Origin of the sequence: Streptomyces sp. NBC_00353, assembly GCF_036108815.1 — a bacterium.
Lineage (GTDB): Bacteria > Actinomycetota > Actinomycetes > Streptomycetales > Streptomycetaceae > Streptomyces.
The window spans coordinates 1,168,161-1,184,902 of sequence record NZ_CP107985.1 but is presented as its reverse complement, the minus strand read 5'-3'; the positions used below and the strand labels follow the sequence as shown (position 1 = coordinate 1,184,902).

Here is a 16,742-nt window from a genome sequence, read left to right as displayed (position 1 = left end):
GGGCGCCCTGGGCTACGCCCCGCGCACGCGTCACACCAGCGGTGGGTGAGGCGATCAGGCTGGTACGACTGGGCAGTCAAGGCCTGTCATGGCGGCACCGGGCCATCACGATGTCGGTCCCGGCCTTCCTCGCGGCTCCTCGCGCGAAGGGCCCAGCCTGCATACGCAGGGCGCAACGCCAGCCGGTCGGTCCGCGCGACAGAACCATCTCCTGGTCAGCCCGTCAGGGCAGCAAACCATGCTGTCATGGCTTGGCCGGCTGGCCAGAGCTGTTCATCGCTCGTAGGTGCCGTACATGGTTGCCCGCGCGACAGCGTGACTGAACAGGAGGAAGTCCAGGTAGGCAGGCGTCGTCGCCTCGGACACGGGCAGTTCTTCCACGTCGACGGCATGGACCACGAGGAAATAGCGGTCCGGCCCGTTTCCTGGAGGCGTCGCCGGACCGAGGTACCTTCGGTAGCCGGCATCATTGGCCAACGTCACCGCGCCGCCAGGGAGATCGCTACCGTCTCCCGCCCCGGCCGAAAGGTCGGTCACGGAGGCAGGAAGGTTGGCCACAGCCCAATGCCAGAAGCCTGAGGCGGTGGGCACGTCGGGGTCGAACATTGCGACTGTGAAACTGCGCGTCTCCTCGGGAAATCCGGACCAGCTCAGCTGCGGTGAGATGTCCGATCCGCACGCTCCCAGGATGCCGCTCACCTGCTCGCGAGCCAGTGGCTCACCGTTGGCTACGGACTCCGAGGTCAACGAGAATGTCCTGATCGACGGCATGAAATCGTAGGGACCATAGGGTTTGATCATGACCATCCTTCGCGTCCACGGCCGCTGATCGGGGAGTAACCCGCCCGCTGTTCGGCTGTCGTCAAGCGATAGGACGCGGTAGGGGCGACCGCCCTGGCAAGTTTGCCTTCGAGTTCCTCGGGGGCAAGTGCATCGAATCTCTTGAGCACCTCACCAGTGACAGGAGTAATCGTTGCGATAGCCATTTTTCAACGCTATGACCAGCACTACTGGCTGGCAATTCGGGTCAGACCCTCTTCGCTGTTACGAATCCCCACGCGTCGTCGCCAAACTCGGGCCCGCTGCGGGCTATGTGAGAGCACTACGGGTATCGCCACTCGCACGCATCACGGCCGACGTCGTCAGCAGTGCCCAGAAACTGCCAACCTCATCTGGCCCGACCGCCAAGTGGACCGCCGAGAGCGCCACCACACGACGCACAGCTCCAGAAGGCAAAACGACCGCGGAGTGTTATGCGCGAGCGCCTGTCAGTAGTGGTATTCGGGCGCCGAGCTCCGGATGCGCGGCAGCAGCAGACGCAGGAACCTGGTGATATCCGAAGCGGCGGCCGCGAGGACCGGCGACGGAAAACGAATCCCGTCACGCTGCACGGCGCACCGTTGCTTGCCAGCGAAAGCGAGGCACCTCATGCAGATGCGAGCAGCTCGGATGCACGGATACAACGAACCCCTTCGAATCGAAGAGGTTCCCGTGCCCGAACCCGCGCCTGACGAGATTCTGCTGAAGGTCGCTGCGACAGGCATGTGCCGAAGCGACTACCAACTCCTGGACGGCTACTTCAAAGGTCCATTCCCTGTGGACTTCCCGTACATCCCTGGCCATGAGGTCACAGGTCGAGTGGCGGGACTGGGCAGCGGCGTACCGAAAACGGTCGGCTATTCAGAGGGCGACATGGTCGTGGTCAACCCAAGTTGGGGAGACGGCACGTGCCGCCAGTGCCGAGAAGGGAATGAGCACCTGTGCAGTGGCAACGGCAGGTGGGTGGGCTTCGGCCCTCCGGGAGGCTTTGCCGAGTACATGGCCGTGGAATACCGCCACGCCATTCCGGTCTCGGAGGACGCCGCGAAAAAGCCTGAGCTCCTCGCCCCCATGACCGACGCGGGCATGACCCCGTACCGAGGGATGAGGAAGCTCCGGGACGCAGGCAAACTCGGACCCGGCCGGACCGTCGCAGTCACGGGCATCGGCGGCCTGGGCAGCTATGCCGTCCAATACGCGAAGCTACTCGGAAGCGGAGCGACCGTCGTGGCCCTCGCGCGCACGGACAGCAAACTGGACGTAGCGAAGGAGAACGGCGCGGACCACGGGATCAACGTCAGGGACAAGTCCACCGAGGCCATCCAGGACGAGCTGGAAAGACTCACTGGCCGCAGGACGATCGATGCCATCCTGGACTGCGTCGGCAGCGAGGCATCTATCTCAATGGGGTTTGACCTGCTGGGCCCCGAGGGCGCGCTGGCGGCCGTCGGCCTCATGAGCAACCGCGTCGAGCACAATCAGTTTCCCTTCGTAGGGACGGAGTTGTCCTACCTCGGTTCCTTCTGGGGCAACCACATGGATCTCGTCGAGGTGCTCTCCCTCGCTGAAGCCGGACTCATTAAGCACAACGTCACCAAAGTCAAGCTCGACGACATCAACGAAAACCTGGATGCCCTGGGCCGCGGCGACATCGTCGGGCGCCAGGTCATCGTCTTCGAAGAGGACCGCACGGCAGGCTAACGGGCTGCCCCGCGATTGATCTTGGGGCGTGCCGGCCTGGGGGTTCGGTTGGTTGGTGGTTCAGCAATCGCAGGTCGGCCAGTTACTCGTACCGGTACTTCAGCGAGTCCGCCTCCGCCTGCTCGATGTCGGCGATCGTCAGCTCCGGCATCCGCAGTTGGGCCAGCGTCACCTCGGCCGAGGAAGGCTGGGCGTCCGCCGACAGCCACTCCTCCGGCTTCCAGGCCCCGCTACGCAGCAGCGACTTGGGGCAGTGCGGGTAGACCTCAGCGATCCCCAGCACCAGCGCACTGGCCGGCGGCTTGCCCACGGCAGTCAGCTGCGACAGCAGCTCTGGGCGGGTGGAGACGCAGGCCCGGCCGTTCACCCTGAGCGTCGTGGTGCGTCCCGGGATGACGAACAGCAGCCCGGCCCGTCCGGTGGCGACGACGTTCTGCAGGGTGTCCAGACGCTTGTTGCCGGTCGCGTCCGGTATCGCCACCGTCCGTGCGTCCAGGACGGCGACGAAGCCGGCGGGGCCGCCGCGCGGGGAGACGTCACAGTTGCCCTCGGCATCCGCGCTGGCGACCAGGACCAGCGATGAGTAGCCGATCAACCGTCGGGTCTGCTCGGTGAGTTCGGTCATCTGCTTCCGCACGGCCGCGTCGCTGGGGAGTTCGTAGACCCGGCGCAACGCATCCTGGTCGGGCACGGCGTCGAGGCGGAGCGAGTCGAAGGCACTGCCGGCAAGGGGTGTCGTCATGCCGCCGACCCTAATGGGCCGACCTGCGATTGATCTTGGTCGGTGAGCGTGGGGATATAGAGACGGCCTCGCGAGTTGTCTGATGTGTGAAGATCAAACAGGCTCGCGCGGCCATGCAGTCTCTATCAGCGGCGCCCGGTGCGCTACGAGTACCTGCTCACGGAGGTCGGGGTCGCGCTGCTGCCGCTGCTTGTCGCCATGCAGGACTGAGGCGACCGGTGGGTGCTGGGCGACGGAAGCGTGACCGCGACGGCGGCAGCGGACGGCGCCGTGCACGCCCTGGTCGGCACCCGCATACCCGACGGCCTCGAATTGCCCGGCACGCAGGGCGCCGACCTGCCCCTGCGGCGGCCGAGCAGCGAGAGGGAGCGGCAGCAGGGCGAGGAGCGACGGCCGCCGACCCCGGACTGGATTGTCGAGCTGAGCATGGGCGTAGGCGCCCAGCCTGTCGAAGTCCACGTGGGCGGGTGCTACGCGGCGGGAGACGCCAGCGGGGCATCACCCGCGATCAGGCCCTCGCTGCCCTCGCCGACGGGATGCGGGCCTGCATCCACTGCCGACCCGACACTGAGTTTGGGGTGCTCGGATATGTGGTCCGGCGGCGGTCCAGTCGAAGGGACATGTGAGCCACCACCGGTACACCGATCGTCACACCGGACCGAGACCCGCGCAGCTGGGCCAGCCGGATGCGTCCGCCGTTTCCTCAGGCCAGGGAGCTGTCCGTGCACCGCCCTACGCTCGAACGTATGAGCAAAAAATTCCGCCCTCCGAAGGGCTTTCGCTTGCCGCTGTCGCCCCCATCGTCGAGACGCGCATCCTCGTGGACACTGTCGAGATCTCCCGCCCCGGGGAGCCGGTCCTTGACCCGAACTCCGGCGAGTACCACCCCGGCCCGGACACGATCATCTACACCGGTCCCGGTGCGATCTCCGCGTCCGGCGAGCCCGGCCTGGTCCTGTCCCTGGAAGGACAGGCGTACGCCGACGACACCCGTCCACTACCGGCTGCTGACGCCGCTGGACGTACCGCTCGCATCGCGAGAGGACCACGTGCGCGTCACCGTCGCCACGCAGGACCCGGGCCTGATCAACAGGGTGTGGCGGGTCCTGGACATCTCCGATGCCAACTCGCTCGCAGTCGTCCGCACCACGTGGCTGGACGAGTCCACCCAGACCACCGGGGCGTGAGCCGTGCCATTGGATCCTTCGCGGGCCAGGGCCGACCTGGAGGTGCAGCTGACCGACACGGTGCGGATCTCCCGCACCGCCGGCCAGCCCGTCCTGGACCTGGTGACCGGCGAGCCCGGCCAGACCCCGACCACCGTGGTGTACGACGGCCCGGGTGCGGTGCTCTGAGGTCCGGACACACTCAAAGGCTCGGCTCGCGCCCTGAAGGTCAGCTCCCGCCGACCTTCGCTTCCCATTAGGCGTACTCCTCACGAGCAATCCGGGTCGGCCTCGAAGACCGCGGGATCAAGGCCATCATCCCCGAACGCTCTGGCCAGGTCGCCAACAGGCGGAGACGGGGCAGCGGCGGCGGACGCCGCCCCGCCTTCAACCTGGAGGCATAGAAACACCGAAATGTCGTCGAACGCTGTTTTGCCCGGCTCAAACAGTTCCGGGCTGTCGCGACGCGTTTCGATAAACTCGCCACCCGCTACCGGGCGGGGCTGCACCTCAGCTCGCTCATCCTCTGGCTCCGCGAAACCACACCATGATCAGGCGTTGCCGGCGACCTGGGCCGGTCCGCAAAAGCCGTCTGCGTGACCTCCAGTGCGTCGAGCCGCGACATGAGCTGAGTCTCTTGCTTTGATGTGACGGCAATCCACAGGGCTGTTCCTGTGTCGTCGGCGCTGAAGAGCGGCTGACCCTGCTGCCATGCCTCCGCATGGATCGTGTAAGGGGCCAAGGCCAGCAGCACGTCGACCTGCGCGTCGTCGTGGACATCAACATCGATGCCCATTCCGGGATTGCTCTTCGCGGACCGGAGACCGTCGGTCACCTGGTCTCCATCCTGGAGCACATCGCGGCCAACCTGTCCGCCGGCGAGGTCGTGCGCGAGTCGCACTCCGTCCAGAGCGGCACCATCGGCTGGCAGGCCCTGGCCAACCGCCGTAGCGGCCGCGACGCGGCCACCCGCCGGCTGCGGCGAGATTCAGCGAACTTCCATACCGGCAAGTCCCTGGCCTCCTGGCGGGCCGAGGACTCCACCATCACCGAACCCAATCAGAATTCCCTGATCACCCAGGAATGGATCGGCCGCGCCAAGAACCTGGTGATAGCGGGCCCGGTCGTTATCGCCGGTTCGAGCGCGATCTGATGGCGTTGTTGCAGGTCGGCACGGTTCTTCGATTGATGCGACGTGGTCAGCACGGACCGATGGCCTGGGATCGCGGTGGCGTCGCGGAGCCTCCGCGGCGGCCAAGTTCGCGTCGGAGGTCGAGGTTCTCGCCGTGGGCCTGCTCGGCGCTACGCGCCTTCGCTCCGCTCGCAGCCGCTCGAACGTCCATCACGCCAGGGTGTCCACTTTTCAACCGGCCCTGACAGCTGTTCCCCCCGGCTTCGGCCTGTCGCTCGATACGAGTTCCGAAATTCACCGATGAGTTCCGCAGGCTGGGCCGGTCTACCCCGTCGTACACCATCGAACCTCGGACTGGAGACCCACCATGACCACTCCCGCACACGCCGGTCGCATGCTGTTCGTGAACATCCCCGTGGCGGACATCGAGCGCAGCAAGGCGTTCTTCGCACGGCTCGGGTTTAGCTACAACCCGATGTTCACCGACGAGACCGCCGCCTGCATGCTGGTCGGCGAGCAAGCCTCCGTCATGCTACTCAGCCACGAGACGTTCGCGCAGTTCGCGAAGCTGCCGATGGCCGATCCCACCACGCACACACTGGCGCTCTACTGCTTCAGCGTGTCAGCCCGCGATGAGGTTGACACGGTCGCTGAGGCTGCGCTCGCCGCGGGCGGCTCCGAGGCGGATGGCCCCGAGGACCACGGCTTCATGTACTCACGCAGCTTCTTCGACCTCGACGGCCACGGCTGGCAGGTCATGTGGATGGATCCGTCGAGCACTTCGGACAGCTCGACTTCTTGAACGCCCGCGAGAACGTGATCCTGCTCGGGCCGGTGGGCACCGGCAATAGCCACTTCACCGAGGGCCTGGCCCAAGCCGCGATCGAAATCGATCTGCGAGTGGCCAGGTTCACCCTGGAGACCCTCAGCGCTGCGATCGGCAAGTCCAAGGTCGACGGGTCCACCGCCCGCACCGTCCCCCGGATCTGCCGCGCGGACCTTATCGTCATCGACGACGTCGGCCTGCTGCCCGTCGGCGCGGACGCCGCCTAAGCGTTCTACCGCATCATCGACGCCGCCTACCAACGCCGCTCCATCGCGGTGACCAGCAACATCCACCCCTCAGGCTTCGACACGATCATGCAGAAGACCCTCGCCGGCGTCAGCACCGACCGCCTCATGCACCACGCCCACTTCGTCACCACCACCGGCGACTCCCACCACCTCGCCGAAGCCCTCGCCGGTCCCCTTGCTCTGACCCCCTCAGGAAGACCAATGGCCACACGCATGGATTTCTGATGGCCACGAGCCTGAACACCCAACGACCGCCCACTGGGGCTCTCAATGACCGTTGACACCTCCTGGGGGCTGTGGCCGCTAGGGGTTGTCCCGCAACTGATCTTTGGCATGAGGGTGGTTGGTCGGGATTGGATCCTGGGTCCCACCGATGGGTTACGCCGCCGGGGATGCGTCGTCTCTCGGGTTGTCCGGTTTGATCACCTGATGTCCAAGGTGGTCAGGGGCCTGGCGGGGTTGCGGGAGTGCACAGCTCCGGGTCGGTGCGGTTCCGGTCCTCACTCGGGAGGAGTCGTCTCCGTAGGTGCGGCCCCGGGTCGGCAAGGTCGGTCCGCAGGTGATCGGCGGTCGCCCAGCCGACCACGCGGCGGGAGGCGATGTCGATGACGGTGGCCAGGTAGAGCCAGCCCTCAGCGGTTGGAATGTATGTGGTGTCGCCGCACCAGCGGGTGTCGATCGCCGTGGGATCCGGGGTGAAGTCCCGAAGGACATGGTCGGGCCGGGAGGCCGCTCGCGGATCAGGCATCGTGGTCAGGTGCCGCCGTCTGCGATGGCGGCCCTGCAGACCGGCCGCCCGCATCAGCCTGGCGACCCTGCGGCGGCCGCAGCCGGCCCTTTGCGTTGCAGGGCTGGTCAGGCCATCTCGTTCACCCGCGTCGACCTCGGCCTGGTTGACCCACAGCCGAACTGCGGTCTCGGTGAGATCGAAATACTTGGCGATCTGTCCGACCGAGCGGTCACCTCGACGGCACAGCTTGACGATCTCGGCCTTGAACTCCGGCGTGAACGAACGGCGAGGGCGGGGCTTGTTCTTCCCCATGCTCTCCATGATGGACATCCTCCCGGGGCCGAAGCCCCTGATCTTCGATGTCCGTCAAAGCGGATCAAGCCCAACCGGCAGCCACGCCACGAAAGCCAGGAGAGCGAACCGACGTAGCCCCGTCGTGCCGTCCGTCTTGGCGCCCTTCTTGGTGTGGAAGACGCGCCATACATGTTCAGAGAGAGTGTCGCCCGACCCCTTGCGCTTGCGGGGCGAGCCAGGTCGGCTTCTCGGCAGGGCACAGGGCCGGGCAGGGCTCACCTCCGGCATCGTGGGCACCATCGGTGCTGCACGGGTGACTGGCCGAGACCTAAAACGTAACCAGCACGAACAGTGGCGCCAGCAGATCCGGAAGGGTGCCTCCGTACGCTGTGGCCGGACGGTAGGGACGCGCACGACGGTCCGCTTCCGGTGAGCCGCCATGGACGATCGCCGGGCGTCTCCTGGATGCCGGACACAGCACTGGATGCAGGCGGGTGATTGAGCGTCAAACGCCGTTGTCAGTGCCTCCCCATAAAGTGAAGACATCACTCGGGGAGCCTCGGAGGGGGAGCACAAACGTGTCCGCAAACAAGATCCAGCACAAGGTGAATCACGTCGCGCTGGTAGTGGACTGTTCGGGTTCAATGCGTCCGCACCAGAGTCAACTCATTCGAGTTGTGGACGAGTTCGTGGCGGGGTTGAAGGCCGAGTCGGACAGCCTCGGCCACGAGACACGGATCAGCCTCTACTCCTTCGACCACAAGGTGGAGAACCTGGTCTGGGACATGGACGTGAAGCATCTGCCGTCCATGCGAGGGCTGTACCGGGTCAACAATGGTGCTACGGCCCTCATTGAGGCTTCTCTGAAGTCTCTGGACGACCTGGGCCATATTTGGGAGGAATACGGCGAGCACAGCTTCCTCCAGATCGTCGTGACGGACGGTGAGGAGAACGCCTCCGGCGGCGACAGGCGGCACGACGGCGACATGGCCATCCTTGGCCCCTGGCTCGACAAGATCGCGGCGAAGATGAGCGAGCTTCCGGGCCACTGGACTTCCGCGATCCTCGTTCCGAACTCCCTGGCCAAGCGCACTGCCCAGAACTACGGTTTTCCGGCCGGGAACATCGCCATATGGGATGCGGATTCCCAGAAGGGCGTCGAGGAGGCGATCGGCACCGTACGCGCTGCCGCCACCAGCTTCCTCCGCGGGCGAGAGCAGGGAGTGCGCGGCACGAAGAACCTGTTCGCCGTCGGCCAGGACATATCGGTTGACGAGGTGCGGGCGAATCTCGAACCGATTCCGGCTGACAAGTACCGGCTTCTGAAAGTCGACAAGGAGGTCGAGATTCGCCCCTTCGTCAACTCGCATCCGGGCGTGACGTACGAACGTGGTTCGTGTTACTACCAGCTGGGCGCCCGGGCTCAGGTTCAGCAGAACAAGGAAGTCATCGTGGTCGAGAAGGACACCGACCGCGCCTACACGGGCGACGCGGCACGCAGCCTTTTGTTCGGTACGGATGTTCAGGGGACAGTTTCTGTGAAGGCAGGGAACAATCCCAAGTTGGAGGTGTACGTACAGAGTCGTTCGGTGAATAGGAAGCTCAAGCCGGAGACGCGTCTGCTAATCATGCTCTGAAATCAATGAGCGAAGAGCGGGGTAGTCCGGGAGCAGCCTGCTCTCGTTGCTCGACACCGCCGTGAGCAACAGATGTCGCCCCGTGCGGTCACTGGTGGCACGCGACGGCGCGAAGGCCAGGGGATTGTTCACAGACACGGACAGCGACGCCTGTCCCGCATCCTGACGAAGTGGGTGGCCCTGGCGGCCGCACCAGCTCAAAGAGGCAGGTACGTTGCGCACGTTCGGCTGCACCGACCCGTGCACGTTCCGGTGTACGCCGACAGGGAGTGCCGACCTGACGCGCGAACAGCGTCCTCCCCGCCGACCCGGGGGTGTTCCGCTGAGATCAAGTCCCGGCTAGGGCCTGTCCGAGGGGTCAGGTGACGGCCATGTTGCCGGATCGTTCCATCCCACATGGGGCGGGGTGACCTGACAGACGTGGAGTGGACCCGGCTGGAGCCACACCCACCAATGAACGCAGGACGGGGCGATCGGTGGACGAGCCACCGCATGGTCATCAGTGGCATTCTCTCCGGCAGCGGACCGGTATCCCGTGGCGGGACCCGCCTGTGCGCTTCGGGAGATGGGAGGCCGTGCATGACAGACGCCGTCGCTGGTCGGCGGACGGCACGCGGGACAGGATCCTGCGGGCCGTCCAGGCCGTCGCTGATACCGAGGGTCGCATCGACTGGTCCATGGGCGTGGATTCGACGATCTGTCGGGTCCACCAGCACGCGGCCGGCGCGCGTAAGAGGCTTCCGAAAGTTCCCGGCAAGCGGATTCCGTCCGTCGGCAGATCAAGCACACCATTAACCTCGCCGTCTCGCTTGGGTACGGCGGCTGTTGGGGCGGAAACGCGAAAGTGCCTTCCTGACCTGGGACGGTGAACCTTGCTGAGGGGTCTGTCGGTCCAGGCGGGGGGCACTTTCTACGTGCAGGCTATCGGGTTGCGTCCCAAGATCCAGGTCAGTGCAGATGGTTCGGGGGTGGTCGGTCATGCCGGGGCACGGTTACTGGCCGATCTCGCTGATGCCACCGGGCTGACCGCCGTGTACTCCACCGCGCTCAGGCCGCTTCGGCCGCGCGGGACTGGGCATGATCCGGGCCGGATCGCCGCCGACCTGGCGGTGATGCTCGCCGACGGCGGTGAGGCCATCGCGGACCTGACCGTACTGCGGGACCAGGCGGGGGTGTTCGGTTCGGTCGCCTCGGCACCGACGGCCTGGCGACTGCTCGCCGACACCGACGAGAGGACACTGGCTTCTCTGCGCTCGGCGCGTGCCCACGCTCGGGAAAGTCGCCTGGATGCAGGCCGCCGAGCAAGGCGAGGGCATACCCGCAGTCTGGGCCGCGGGACGCATTCTGCCCGGGCTGGTCCTGGACCTCGACGCCACGCTGATCACCTGCCACTCCGAGAAGGAGCAGGCCGCACCCACCTATAAAGGCGGCTTCGGCTTCCACCCGCTGCTCTGCTTCCTGGCCAACACCGGCGAGGCATTGTCCGGCCGACTGCGTCCCGGAAACGCCGGTGCCAACACCGCGAGCGACCACATCATGGTGTTCGACCACGCACTCGCGCAGATCCCCGACGCTCACCGGCACGGCACCGACATCCTCATCCGCACCGACAGTGCCGGATCCGCAAAAGCGTTCCTCGCCCACGTCCGCAACGTGCGGAAACGAGGAATCCGTACCTTCTTCTCGGTCGGATACGCCATCACCGAGCCGATCCGCCGCGCTGTCCGGGCCATGCCCGACCGCCTCTGGCATCCCGCCCTGGACCAGGACGGGACGATGCGTGACGGCGCCGAGACCGCCGAACTGACAGGCATGGTCGACCTGGACGGCCACCCGGCCGGCACCCGCATCATCGTGCGCCGAGAGCGGCCGCACCCCGGAGCACACTGTCCCTGTTCGACCAGGACGAGGGCCTACGGCATCAGGTGTTCCTCACCGACACCCCGTACTCCGGCGGCGGTTCCGCACAGTTCCTGGAGGCCCGCCACCGTGGACATGCCACCGTCGAGGACCACATCCGGTGCGGCAAGACCACCGGATTCGGCCGCTTCCCCTCCCGCGACTTCGGCGTCAACGCCGTCTGGCTCGAACTCAGCCTCGCCGCGATCGACCTGCTCGCCTGGACCCGTGTCCTCCTTTTGGACGGGCAGCTGACCACCGCCGAGCCGAAGAAACTCCGCTACCGGCACGTCACAGCCCGCCTCACCCGCGGCGGCCGACGCCTCCACCTGCGAATATCGGCGACCTGGCCCTGGAGACACGAACTGGCCACGGCCTTCCACCGCCTCGCCGCACTGTCCCGACCCGCCAGCTGACCAGCAAACCCCCGTCCGCCCACGGCCCAAAAGAACCCGGAGAACCCGACCACCGCGCCGGGACTCAGACCTGCCCAAGCACCGAAATCACGTCGGCCACCCAACAGTTGGCGATCATCGACGCCGCCTCAGCCCAACCGAAACGGCGAGGTAAAGCAGACCTGCGTGTTCCACGGCACCGTCGCCGCGATCTGGCTCATGCTTCGTCCGTGAATCGCCGGACAGAGCCTGGCGGTGAGGCGCTCGAAAACCAGTGGAGCAGCGCCGATGTGCGCCATTACCGTGCTGCCGAACCAAGTCGCCTGGACAAGGACGCGCCGTTGTACACCCTGTGAGACCTCCCGAGCGCTGAATCGTCGCGCGTCGCGCATGTGCGCCGCGCTCCTTTTTGCTGCGGACTTCTCACTGAAACCGGTGTACTTCTGTGCTCGAAAACTGGGTGGTCGTGCCCACCTGCCTGCCGCTCGTTCTCCGTCGTTGCCACGCGTGCGCGTCCGAGCGCTTCCGGGCAAGCGGTAAATTTCGCGTCAACGCAAACCACAAGCTCATCGACGCCTGGCTCCTCGCGCTATGTACCACTTGCGAGGAAACTGCAAAGCTCACGGTCCTGGAACGGATGAATGTGCGCTCCGTACGACCTGAGCTGCTGGACCGGCTGCATGACAACGACGTGCGCCTGACAGCTGAGCTGCTCCAGGATCCGGTCGTGCGGCGCCGTAATCGCATCGCCCTCGACTGGGACAACGCCTGGCGCCTCGACACCGGCGGATCGGATCACCTGGACCGCGAGGTGATCGACATCTCGGTCCGCTTTGCAGCGCGGATCCCTGTCCGGCCGGTGCGACTGATCGCTGAAGGTTGCGTTCTCTCGCGGGCCGAGGTCGAGAGACTGATCACGGAGGGGAAACTCGTTTCGGCAGTCCGGCTGAGCGGCAAGCTCTCCGGCGACTTCACCTTCACGCTCAAGCGCTGAGCCCTCCTCGGGACCATGGGTCTGTCCGGCAGGATCCGCCGGACAGACCATGTTCCTGCCCGCGGGCAATGGGGTGGTCGGTGTCGGTCGTGGCGGGCGTCGTCCTGCTGGCGCTGATCGGAGAGGGTCGGGAACTGCTCTCGACTAAGTGTCCATAGGTGTCTTTTAGATGTCGCGAGTGTCGTATGATCTGTGTATGAATCTGACGGAATGGGCACGTGCGCAGGGGGTCGCCCCACGTACTGCGTACCGCTGGTTCCGTGAGGGCACGCTGCCGGTCCCTGCGGAGCGAGTGGGGCCGCGCACGATCCTGGTGAACATCGACGCGAACACCTCACCGTCCGTGACCGGTGGCGTGGGACTTTACGCGCGCGTCTCCTCCCACGACCAGAAGGCCGACCTGGAGCGGCAGACCGCACGCTTGTCGGCATGGGCCGCGAAGGCCGGGCATAAGGTCGTGCGCGTCGAATCCGAGATCGCTTCGGGCATGAACGGCGCCCGCGCCAAGGCCCGTCGCCTGCTGGCCGACCCGGCGGTGACCACCGTAGTGGTGGAGCACAAAGACCGGTTGGGCCGCATGAACGTCGAACTCGTCGAGGCCGCTCTGGCTGCAACCGGTCGTCGACTCGTTGTGCTGGATGACGGCGAGGCCGAAGACGACCTGGTGCGCGACATGGTGGAGGTTCTGACCTCGTTCTGTGCCCGCCTGTACGGCCGCCGCAGTGCGAAGAACCGTGCCAGGAAGGCACTGGAAGCGGCGGCTGCCGATGGCTGACAAGAAGAAGCAGCTCCGCACCATCGCCCCGCCGTTCGTTGCTGTCGGCCCGTCCGGTGTGGCGTTACGCGACCGCCTCAAGCACCTCACACCAAAGGACGAGAAGGTGTTGCGTCTGGTCGGCGAGCACCAGGGCCGCCTGGCCTCTGGCGACCTCAAGGCCCGTTGCGAAGCCGGGCACAAGCACGACAACGACGCGTGGGCATCGCGCAAGCGTGACCTGACCGAGCAGTCGTCGTCGCGTATCGCGGGTGCGATCACGAAGGCCACGCACGACCAGTACGGCCTGGCCCGACGCTGCCTGCTCGCCCATGTCCACAACCTTGAGGCCGGTATCCGCACGCTGCGACACCGCCTGTCCCTCCCGATCGGGGAGAAAGGCAGCAAGCGGGCGCCGGGCGGGTACCGGTCCAAGGGCGAGTGGTTCCACAAGTCCCGCCGCCTGGCCACCCTGGAACACCGCCTCGACGTGGCCCGCGACGACTGGAAGACCGGACATGTCCGTGTCGTTCGCGGCGGCCGGCGGCTGCTCAGGAACCGGCACAACCTTCATGCCGCGCAGCTCACCGAGCGCGACTGGCGTCAGCGTTGGGAGGCTGAGCGCTGGTTCCTCGCCGCAGACGGCGAGTCCGGAAAACGCTTCGGGAACGAGACGATCCGCGTCACCCCTGACGGCGAAGTGTCGATCAAGCTGCCCGCCCCGCTCGCCCACCTGGCCAACAGTAAGCACGGCCGGTACACCCTCACCGCCCGCATCGCGTTCGCGCACCGGGGCGCGCAGTGGGCCGACCGCATCGAAGCCAACCGGGCCGTGGCCTACCGCATCCACCTCGACACGGACCGCGGACGCTGGTACCTGACCGCATCCTGGCAACGCCCCGCCGTGCAGACCATTCCGCTGGAGACCGCCCGGGCCCGGGGCATGATCGGCGTCGACACCAACGCCGACCACTTCGCCGCCTACCGGCTCGACCGGCACGGCAACCCGGTCGGAGACCCGCGCCGCTTCGGCTACGACCTGTCCGGCACCGCCGACCACCGCGACGCCCAGATCCGGCACGCCCTCACTCGCCTCCTTAACTGGACCAAACAGACCGGCGCGCAAGCGATCGGCATCGAAAACCTGGACTTCGCCGCCGAGAAGACCCGCGAGAAGCACGGCCGCAAGAAGCGGTTCCGGCAACTCATCTCCGGTATGCCCACCGGCAAACTCAAGGCCCGCATCGTCTCCATGACCGCCGAACACGGCATCGCCATCGTCGCCGTCGACCCGGCATACACCTCGATGTGGGGCGACCAGCACTGGCGCAAGCCCCTGATCAGCAAGACTCGCAGCATGACTCGCCATGACGCCGCCTCGGTGGCCATTGGCAGGCGCGCCCTCGGACACCCGATCCGGCGACGGACGGCACCGCCCCAGCATCACCAGAGTGATGATGCTGGGCATCGGACCGTCCAGGCCGATCGTGGTGACCGAGGGCGTGAGGAAACCCGCCGCCCCGTCGCGGAGCGTGCACACGATGCGCGTTGCCGGACAGGGACAACGAGAACGCGGGGGACCAGCGCATCCAAAACCGTTCGGGATGCGCGCAGTACTGGGACGTGGGCACAAGGCTCACTCCTGGACACTGTTTAGGAACGGTAACTGCCAGGCTTTTTGGGAACTCGATCTCGGACATCGGCTCCACCTCTGGCGAGCTGTTCCTGGTTCGCGCGGCCGCCTCCGACTTCGGAGCCCGGCACCGAAACCCGGTCGGCAAGATCGTGTGGGCGATCGTTCCTCGGACGCCCCTTGACCGCCGGCTCCTTGACGGCCGGCGCTTCAGCTGTCGGCCCTTCGGGCGGGTGACTCGAGACGGAGACGCCGACGCGCAGCGCATCGGACCGCCGTCATCGCAACTCCTCCAGGGCCTGGCGGCAGGCGTTCGGGTTCTCCCGCCAGTAGCGCCATGTGCTCCCGTCCGTCAGAACAGCGGCGAGTGCGTCCTCCGGGGAGATGCGCTCACGTCCCACGATCTCGCGAACGATCACGGTGGCAGCCGTCAGTCCGTCCCGGCCGCCCTCGCAGAGATGCCCGAGGGCGGACTCAGGGTGGTCGGCGGCCGTTGCGCGGGTGGACTCCACCAGTGGCTGCAGCCACCGGGCCCACCGGCCGTAGCCGTCCTCTCCCGGTCGCTCCGCCCTCTCCAGGAGCGGTCCGAGGGCGCGCGCGAGGCGCCCCCGACAGCTTGCCGCATCCTCCGTGACCCAGGGGTGTTCGGCTGTGAAGTGACACCAACCGGTCTCCACGTCCAGTTCGTCGAGCCACCAGGCACCGGCCGGCCGCACCCCCTCCGCGCCGCTGAGCACGAAGGCGTCCCGTACCAGTTCGTAGGACGGCGGAGTGTGTTCCGCCAGCAGGGCCGCGTCGTACAGGTCCTTGCCCTGCGGATAGGCGTCGGTGACCAACCACAGCAGCTTCCAGGCCAGCGACAGAGCGGGGGAGACGGCCGGCACCCGGCAGCCGGGACCGTCACCCAGCGGCCGGATCTCGGTGAGTTCGGCAGGGGCCGGCAGGATCTCGTTGAACACAACATCCAGCTGTACGGTGCCACCGGGAATCCCCGACGCAGTCCACGGCAGCAGCATGCGGCGGCCCGGAACCCGGTCGTACGTCCAGATGTTCTCGGTCACCATGGCGGCCGCGTCGATTCGGACGGCGCCGCGCGCGGCTGCCGCGGCATCCCGGGCGATCGTGTCGAACAGACCCGAGGTCCGGGGTCCGTCCATGGCCCAGTCCTGAGGTACGACGAGGAAGTCCAGGTCGCCCGGATCGCGGGCCGCATCCCCGAACCAGGTCGCCATCAACACGCTGCCGCGCAGCACCAGATGGCGGGCCCATGGACCCTCCGCGACGGCCGCTAGCACCGTATCGAGCACGGTCCGCCGCGCCCGGTGCCAGGCCCGGCCCGTCGCGGCATCTTCGAAGTGCGGCTCCCCGGCCCGGTAGGCGTTGGCAAACTGTTTCAACGCAGGTTCGAAGATCGCCGGGTGATGCATGCCGACGGGGGTGGGCAGCAGCGTTGCGGGGAGATCCGCGTGCCGCCGTGTCACGTCGTCGAGGGGCGCGTGCGGGATGTGCGGGGAGCCGGCCCACAGCCTCGTCCAGGAGGAGGCGTCGTCGGCGGAGGGCGTCATGGTGAGGGCTCCCGAGCAGAGGTGCGGCATGGTCTGCCTTGCCAGATGCGGCAGTTGAAGTTGCGGTCGGCCGTGATCGCCTGAAGACAGCATAGGCTCCCAGGCGGTACGCGGAGTTCCCCCGCCCGGCGCCGGCACTCGTGCCGGAGCGATGTGGGCCGGCCTCGGAACGGCCGAAACCCGCTGCGGTGACCTGCTTGTCCCAGT

The 16,742-nt window shown here is 66.7% G+C and carries 14 protein-coding genes and 7 pseudogenes; 15 read left to right on the top strand and 6 right to left on the bottom strand.

From position 1 onward, the window contains the following. Positions 1–273: 273 nt before the first annotated feature. Positions 274–801: a YbhB/YbcL family Raf kinase inhibitor-like protein gene (locus tag OHA88_RS05730; protein ID WP_328624505.1), complete on the bottom strand. Its 528-nt coding sequence runs from the start codon at positions 799–801 to the stop codon at positions 274–276. Positions 802–1,449: 648 nt separating this feature from the next. Between OHA88_RS05730 and OHA88_RS05725 the strand changes: the two genes are divergently transcribed. Beyond that, positions 1,450–2,520, top strand: a complete 1,071-nt coding sequence (locus OHA88_RS05725) for an NAD(P)-dependent alcohol dehydrogenase (protein ID WP_328624504.1) — start codon at positions 1,450–1,452, stop codon at positions 2,518–2,520. Positions 2,521–2,602: 82 nt separating this feature from the next. On the opposite strand, the gene OHA88_RS05720 is transcribed toward OHA88_RS05725, so the two are convergent. Then, positions 2,603–3,262, bottom strand: coding sequence for an MSMEG_1061 family FMN-dependent PPOX-type flavoprotein (locus OHA88_RS05720; protein WP_328624503.1), 660 nt, complete (start codon positions 3,260–3,262; stop codon positions 2,603–2,605). A 117-nt stretch (positions 3,263–3,379) separates the two neighbouring features. Between OHA88_RS05720 and OHA88_RS05715 the strand changes: the two are divergent. The 8 genes and pseudogenes from OHA88_RS05715 to OHA88_RS05680 form a co-directional block, all read left to right on the top strand. Next, positions 3,380–3,592: pseudogene (locus tag OHA88_RS05715) on the top strand (winged helix-turn-helix transcriptional regulator); the annotation flags it as partial. Between the two features lie 137 nt (positions 3,593–3,729). Continuing rightward, a complete protein-coding gene (locus OHA88_RS05710; protein WP_328624502.1) occupies positions 3,730–3,888 on the top strand; it encodes a DUF6233 domain-containing protein in 159 nt (52 codons plus the stop codon). A 60-nt stretch (positions 3,889–3,948) separates the two neighbouring features. Further along, entirely contained in the window at positions 3,949–4,449 is a 501-nt protein-coding gene (locus OHA88_RS44525) for a DUF6093 family protein (RefSeq protein ID WP_443044180.1), read from the top strand. 3 nt (positions 4,450–4,452) lie between these two features. After that, complete coding sequence (locus OHA88_RS05700; protein WP_328624500.1) at positions 4,453–4,617, top strand: DUF6093 family protein; 165 nt, start codon at positions 4,453–4,455, stop codon at positions 4,615–4,617. A gap of 71 nt (positions 4,618–4,688) precedes the next feature. Continuing rightward, a pseudogene (locus OHA88_RS05695) lies at positions 4,689–4,979 on the top strand (transposase); the annotation flags it as partial. Positions 4,980–5,149: 170 nt separating this feature from the next. Beyond that, on the top strand, positions 5,150–5,581 hold the full coding sequence (locus tag OHA88_RS05690; protein WP_328624499.1) for a hypothetical protein: 432 nt from the start codon (positions 5,150–5,152) through the stop codon (positions 5,579–5,581). A 373-nt stretch (positions 5,582–5,954) separates the two neighbouring features. After that, positions 5,955–6,362: a VOC family protein gene (locus OHA88_RS05685; protein WP_328624498.1), complete on the top strand. Its 408-nt coding sequence runs from the start codon at positions 5,955–5,957 to the stop codon at positions 6,360–6,362. Then, positions 6,320–6,859, top strand: a pseudogene (locus OHA88_RS05680) (ATP-binding protein). Before OHA88_RS05685 ends, OHA88_RS05680 begins: the two are co-directional and overlap by 43 nt. A gap of 319 nt (positions 6,860–7,178) precedes the next feature. Here the strand turns inward: OHA88_RS05680 and OHA88_RS05675 are convergent. Both OHA88_RS05675 and OHA88_RS05670 read right to left on the bottom strand, forming a co-directional pair. Beyond that, positions 7,179–7,457: pseudogene (locus tag OHA88_RS05675) on the bottom strand (DDE-type integrase/transposase/recombinase); the annotation flags it as partial. Between the two features lie 57 nt (positions 7,458–7,514). Next, a pseudogene (locus tag OHA88_RS05670) lies at positions 7,515–7,676 on the bottom strand (transposase); the annotation flags it as partial. A 560-nt stretch (positions 7,677–8,236) separates the two neighbouring features. On the opposite strand from OHA88_RS05670, the gene OHA88_RS05665 reads away from it, so the two are divergent. The 3 genes and pseudogenes from OHA88_RS05665 to OHA88_RS05655 all read left to right on the top strand — a co-directional run bounded on the left by OHA88_RS05665 (position 8,237) and on the right by OHA88_RS05655 (position 11,610). Then, positions 8,237–9,295, top strand: coding sequence for a vWA domain-containing protein (locus OHA88_RS05665; protein WP_328624497.1), 1,059 nt, complete (start codon positions 8,237–8,239; stop codon positions 9,293–9,295). A gap of 396 nt (positions 9,296–9,691) precedes the next feature. Beyond that, a pseudogene (locus tag OHA88_RS05660) lies at positions 9,692–10,107 on the top strand (transposase); the annotation flags it as partial. 72 nt (positions 10,108–10,179) lie between these two features. Further along, positions 10,180–11,610 (top strand): annotated as a pseudogene (locus OHA88_RS05655) (IS1380 family transposase). Positions 11,611–11,738: 128 nt separating this feature from the next. On the opposite strand, the gene OHA88_RS05650 reads toward OHA88_RS05655, so the two are convergent. Further along, the gene (locus OHA88_RS05650; RefSeq protein ID WP_328624496.1) at positions 11,739–11,981 is read right to left on the bottom strand and encodes a hypothetical protein; all 243 of its coding nucleotides are present in this window, start codon (positions 11,979–11,981) and stop codon (positions 11,739–11,741) included. 53 nt (positions 11,982–12,034) lie between these two features. Here OHA88_RS05650 and OHA88_RS05645 point away from each other — a divergent pair, with 53 nt between their 5' ends. The 3 genes from OHA88_RS05645 to OHA88_RS05635 all read left to right on the top strand — a co-directional run bounded on the left by OHA88_RS05645 (position 12,035) and on the right by OHA88_RS05635 (position 14,994). Then, positions 12,035–12,583 (top strand): DUF1062 domain-containing protein, encoded by a 549-nt coding sequence (locus OHA88_RS05645; protein WP_328624495.1) that lies wholly within the window; start codon positions 12,035–12,037, stop codon positions 12,581–12,583. Between the two features lie 196 nt (positions 12,584–12,779). After that, entirely contained in the window at positions 12,780–13,358 is a 579-nt protein-coding gene (locus tag OHA88_RS05640) for an IS607 family transposase (RefSeq protein WP_328625550.1), read from the top strand. Further along, positions 13,351–14,994 carry a transposase gene (locus OHA88_RS05635; RefSeq protein ID WP_328624494.1) on the top strand — a complete coding sequence of 548 codons (1,644 nt, stop codon included), beginning with the start codon at positions 13,351–13,353 and terminating at the stop codon, positions 14,992–14,994. Before OHA88_RS05640 ends, OHA88_RS05635 begins: the two co-directional genes overlap by 8 nt. A 254-nt stretch (positions 14,995–15,248) precedes the next feature. On the opposite strand, the gene OHA88_RS05630 is transcribed toward OHA88_RS05635, so the two are convergent. After that, the gene (locus tag OHA88_RS05630; RefSeq protein WP_328624493.1) at positions 15,249–16,535 is read right to left on the bottom strand and encodes a nucleotidyl transferase AbiEii/AbiGii toxin family protein; all 1,287 of its coding nucleotides are present in this window, start codon (positions 16,533–16,535) and stop codon (positions 15,249–15,251) included. Positions 16,536–16,742 lie beyond the last annotated feature (207 nt).

Coding starts and splice junctions, on each gene's coding strand:
- OHA88_RS05640 (WP_328625550.1), top strand. CDS start 12,780: ATGAATCTGACGGAATGGGCACGTGCGCAGGGGGTCGCCCCACGTACT.
- OHA88_RS05650 (WP_328624496.1), bottom strand. CDS start 11,981: ATGCGCGACGCGCGACGATTCAGCGCTCGGGAGGTCTCACAGGGTGTA.
- OHA88_RS05685 (WP_328624498.1), top strand. CDS start 5,955: ATGCTGTTCGTGAACATCCCCGTGGCGGACATCGAGCGCAGCAAGGCG.
- OHA88_RS05630 (WP_328624493.1), bottom strand. CDS start 16,535: ATGACGCCCTCCGCCGACGACGCCTCCTCCTGGACGAGGCTGTGGGCC.
- OHA88_RS05690 (WP_328624499.1), top strand. CDS start 5,150: ATGGATCGTGTAAGGGGCCAAGGCCAGCAGCACGTCGACCTGCGCGTC.
- OHA88_RS05730 (WP_328624505.1), bottom strand. CDS start 801: ATGATCAAACCCTATGGTCCCTACGATTTCATGCCGTCGATCAGGACA.
- OHA88_RS44525 (WP_443044180.1), top strand. CDS start 3,949: ATGCGTCCGCCGTTTCCTCAGGCCAGGGAGCTGTCCGTGCACCGCCCT.
- OHA88_RS05720 (WP_328624503.1), bottom strand. CDS start 3,262: ATGACGACACCCCTTGCCGGCAGTGCCTTCGACTCGCTCCGCCTCGAC.
- OHA88_RS05725 (WP_328624504.1), top strand. CDS start 1,450: ATGCACGGATACAACGAACCCCTTCGAATCGAAGAGGTTCCCGTGCCC.
- OHA88_RS05635 (WP_328624494.1), top strand. CDS start 13,351: ATGGCTGACAAGAAGAAGCAGCTCCGCACCATCGCCCCGCCGTTCGTT.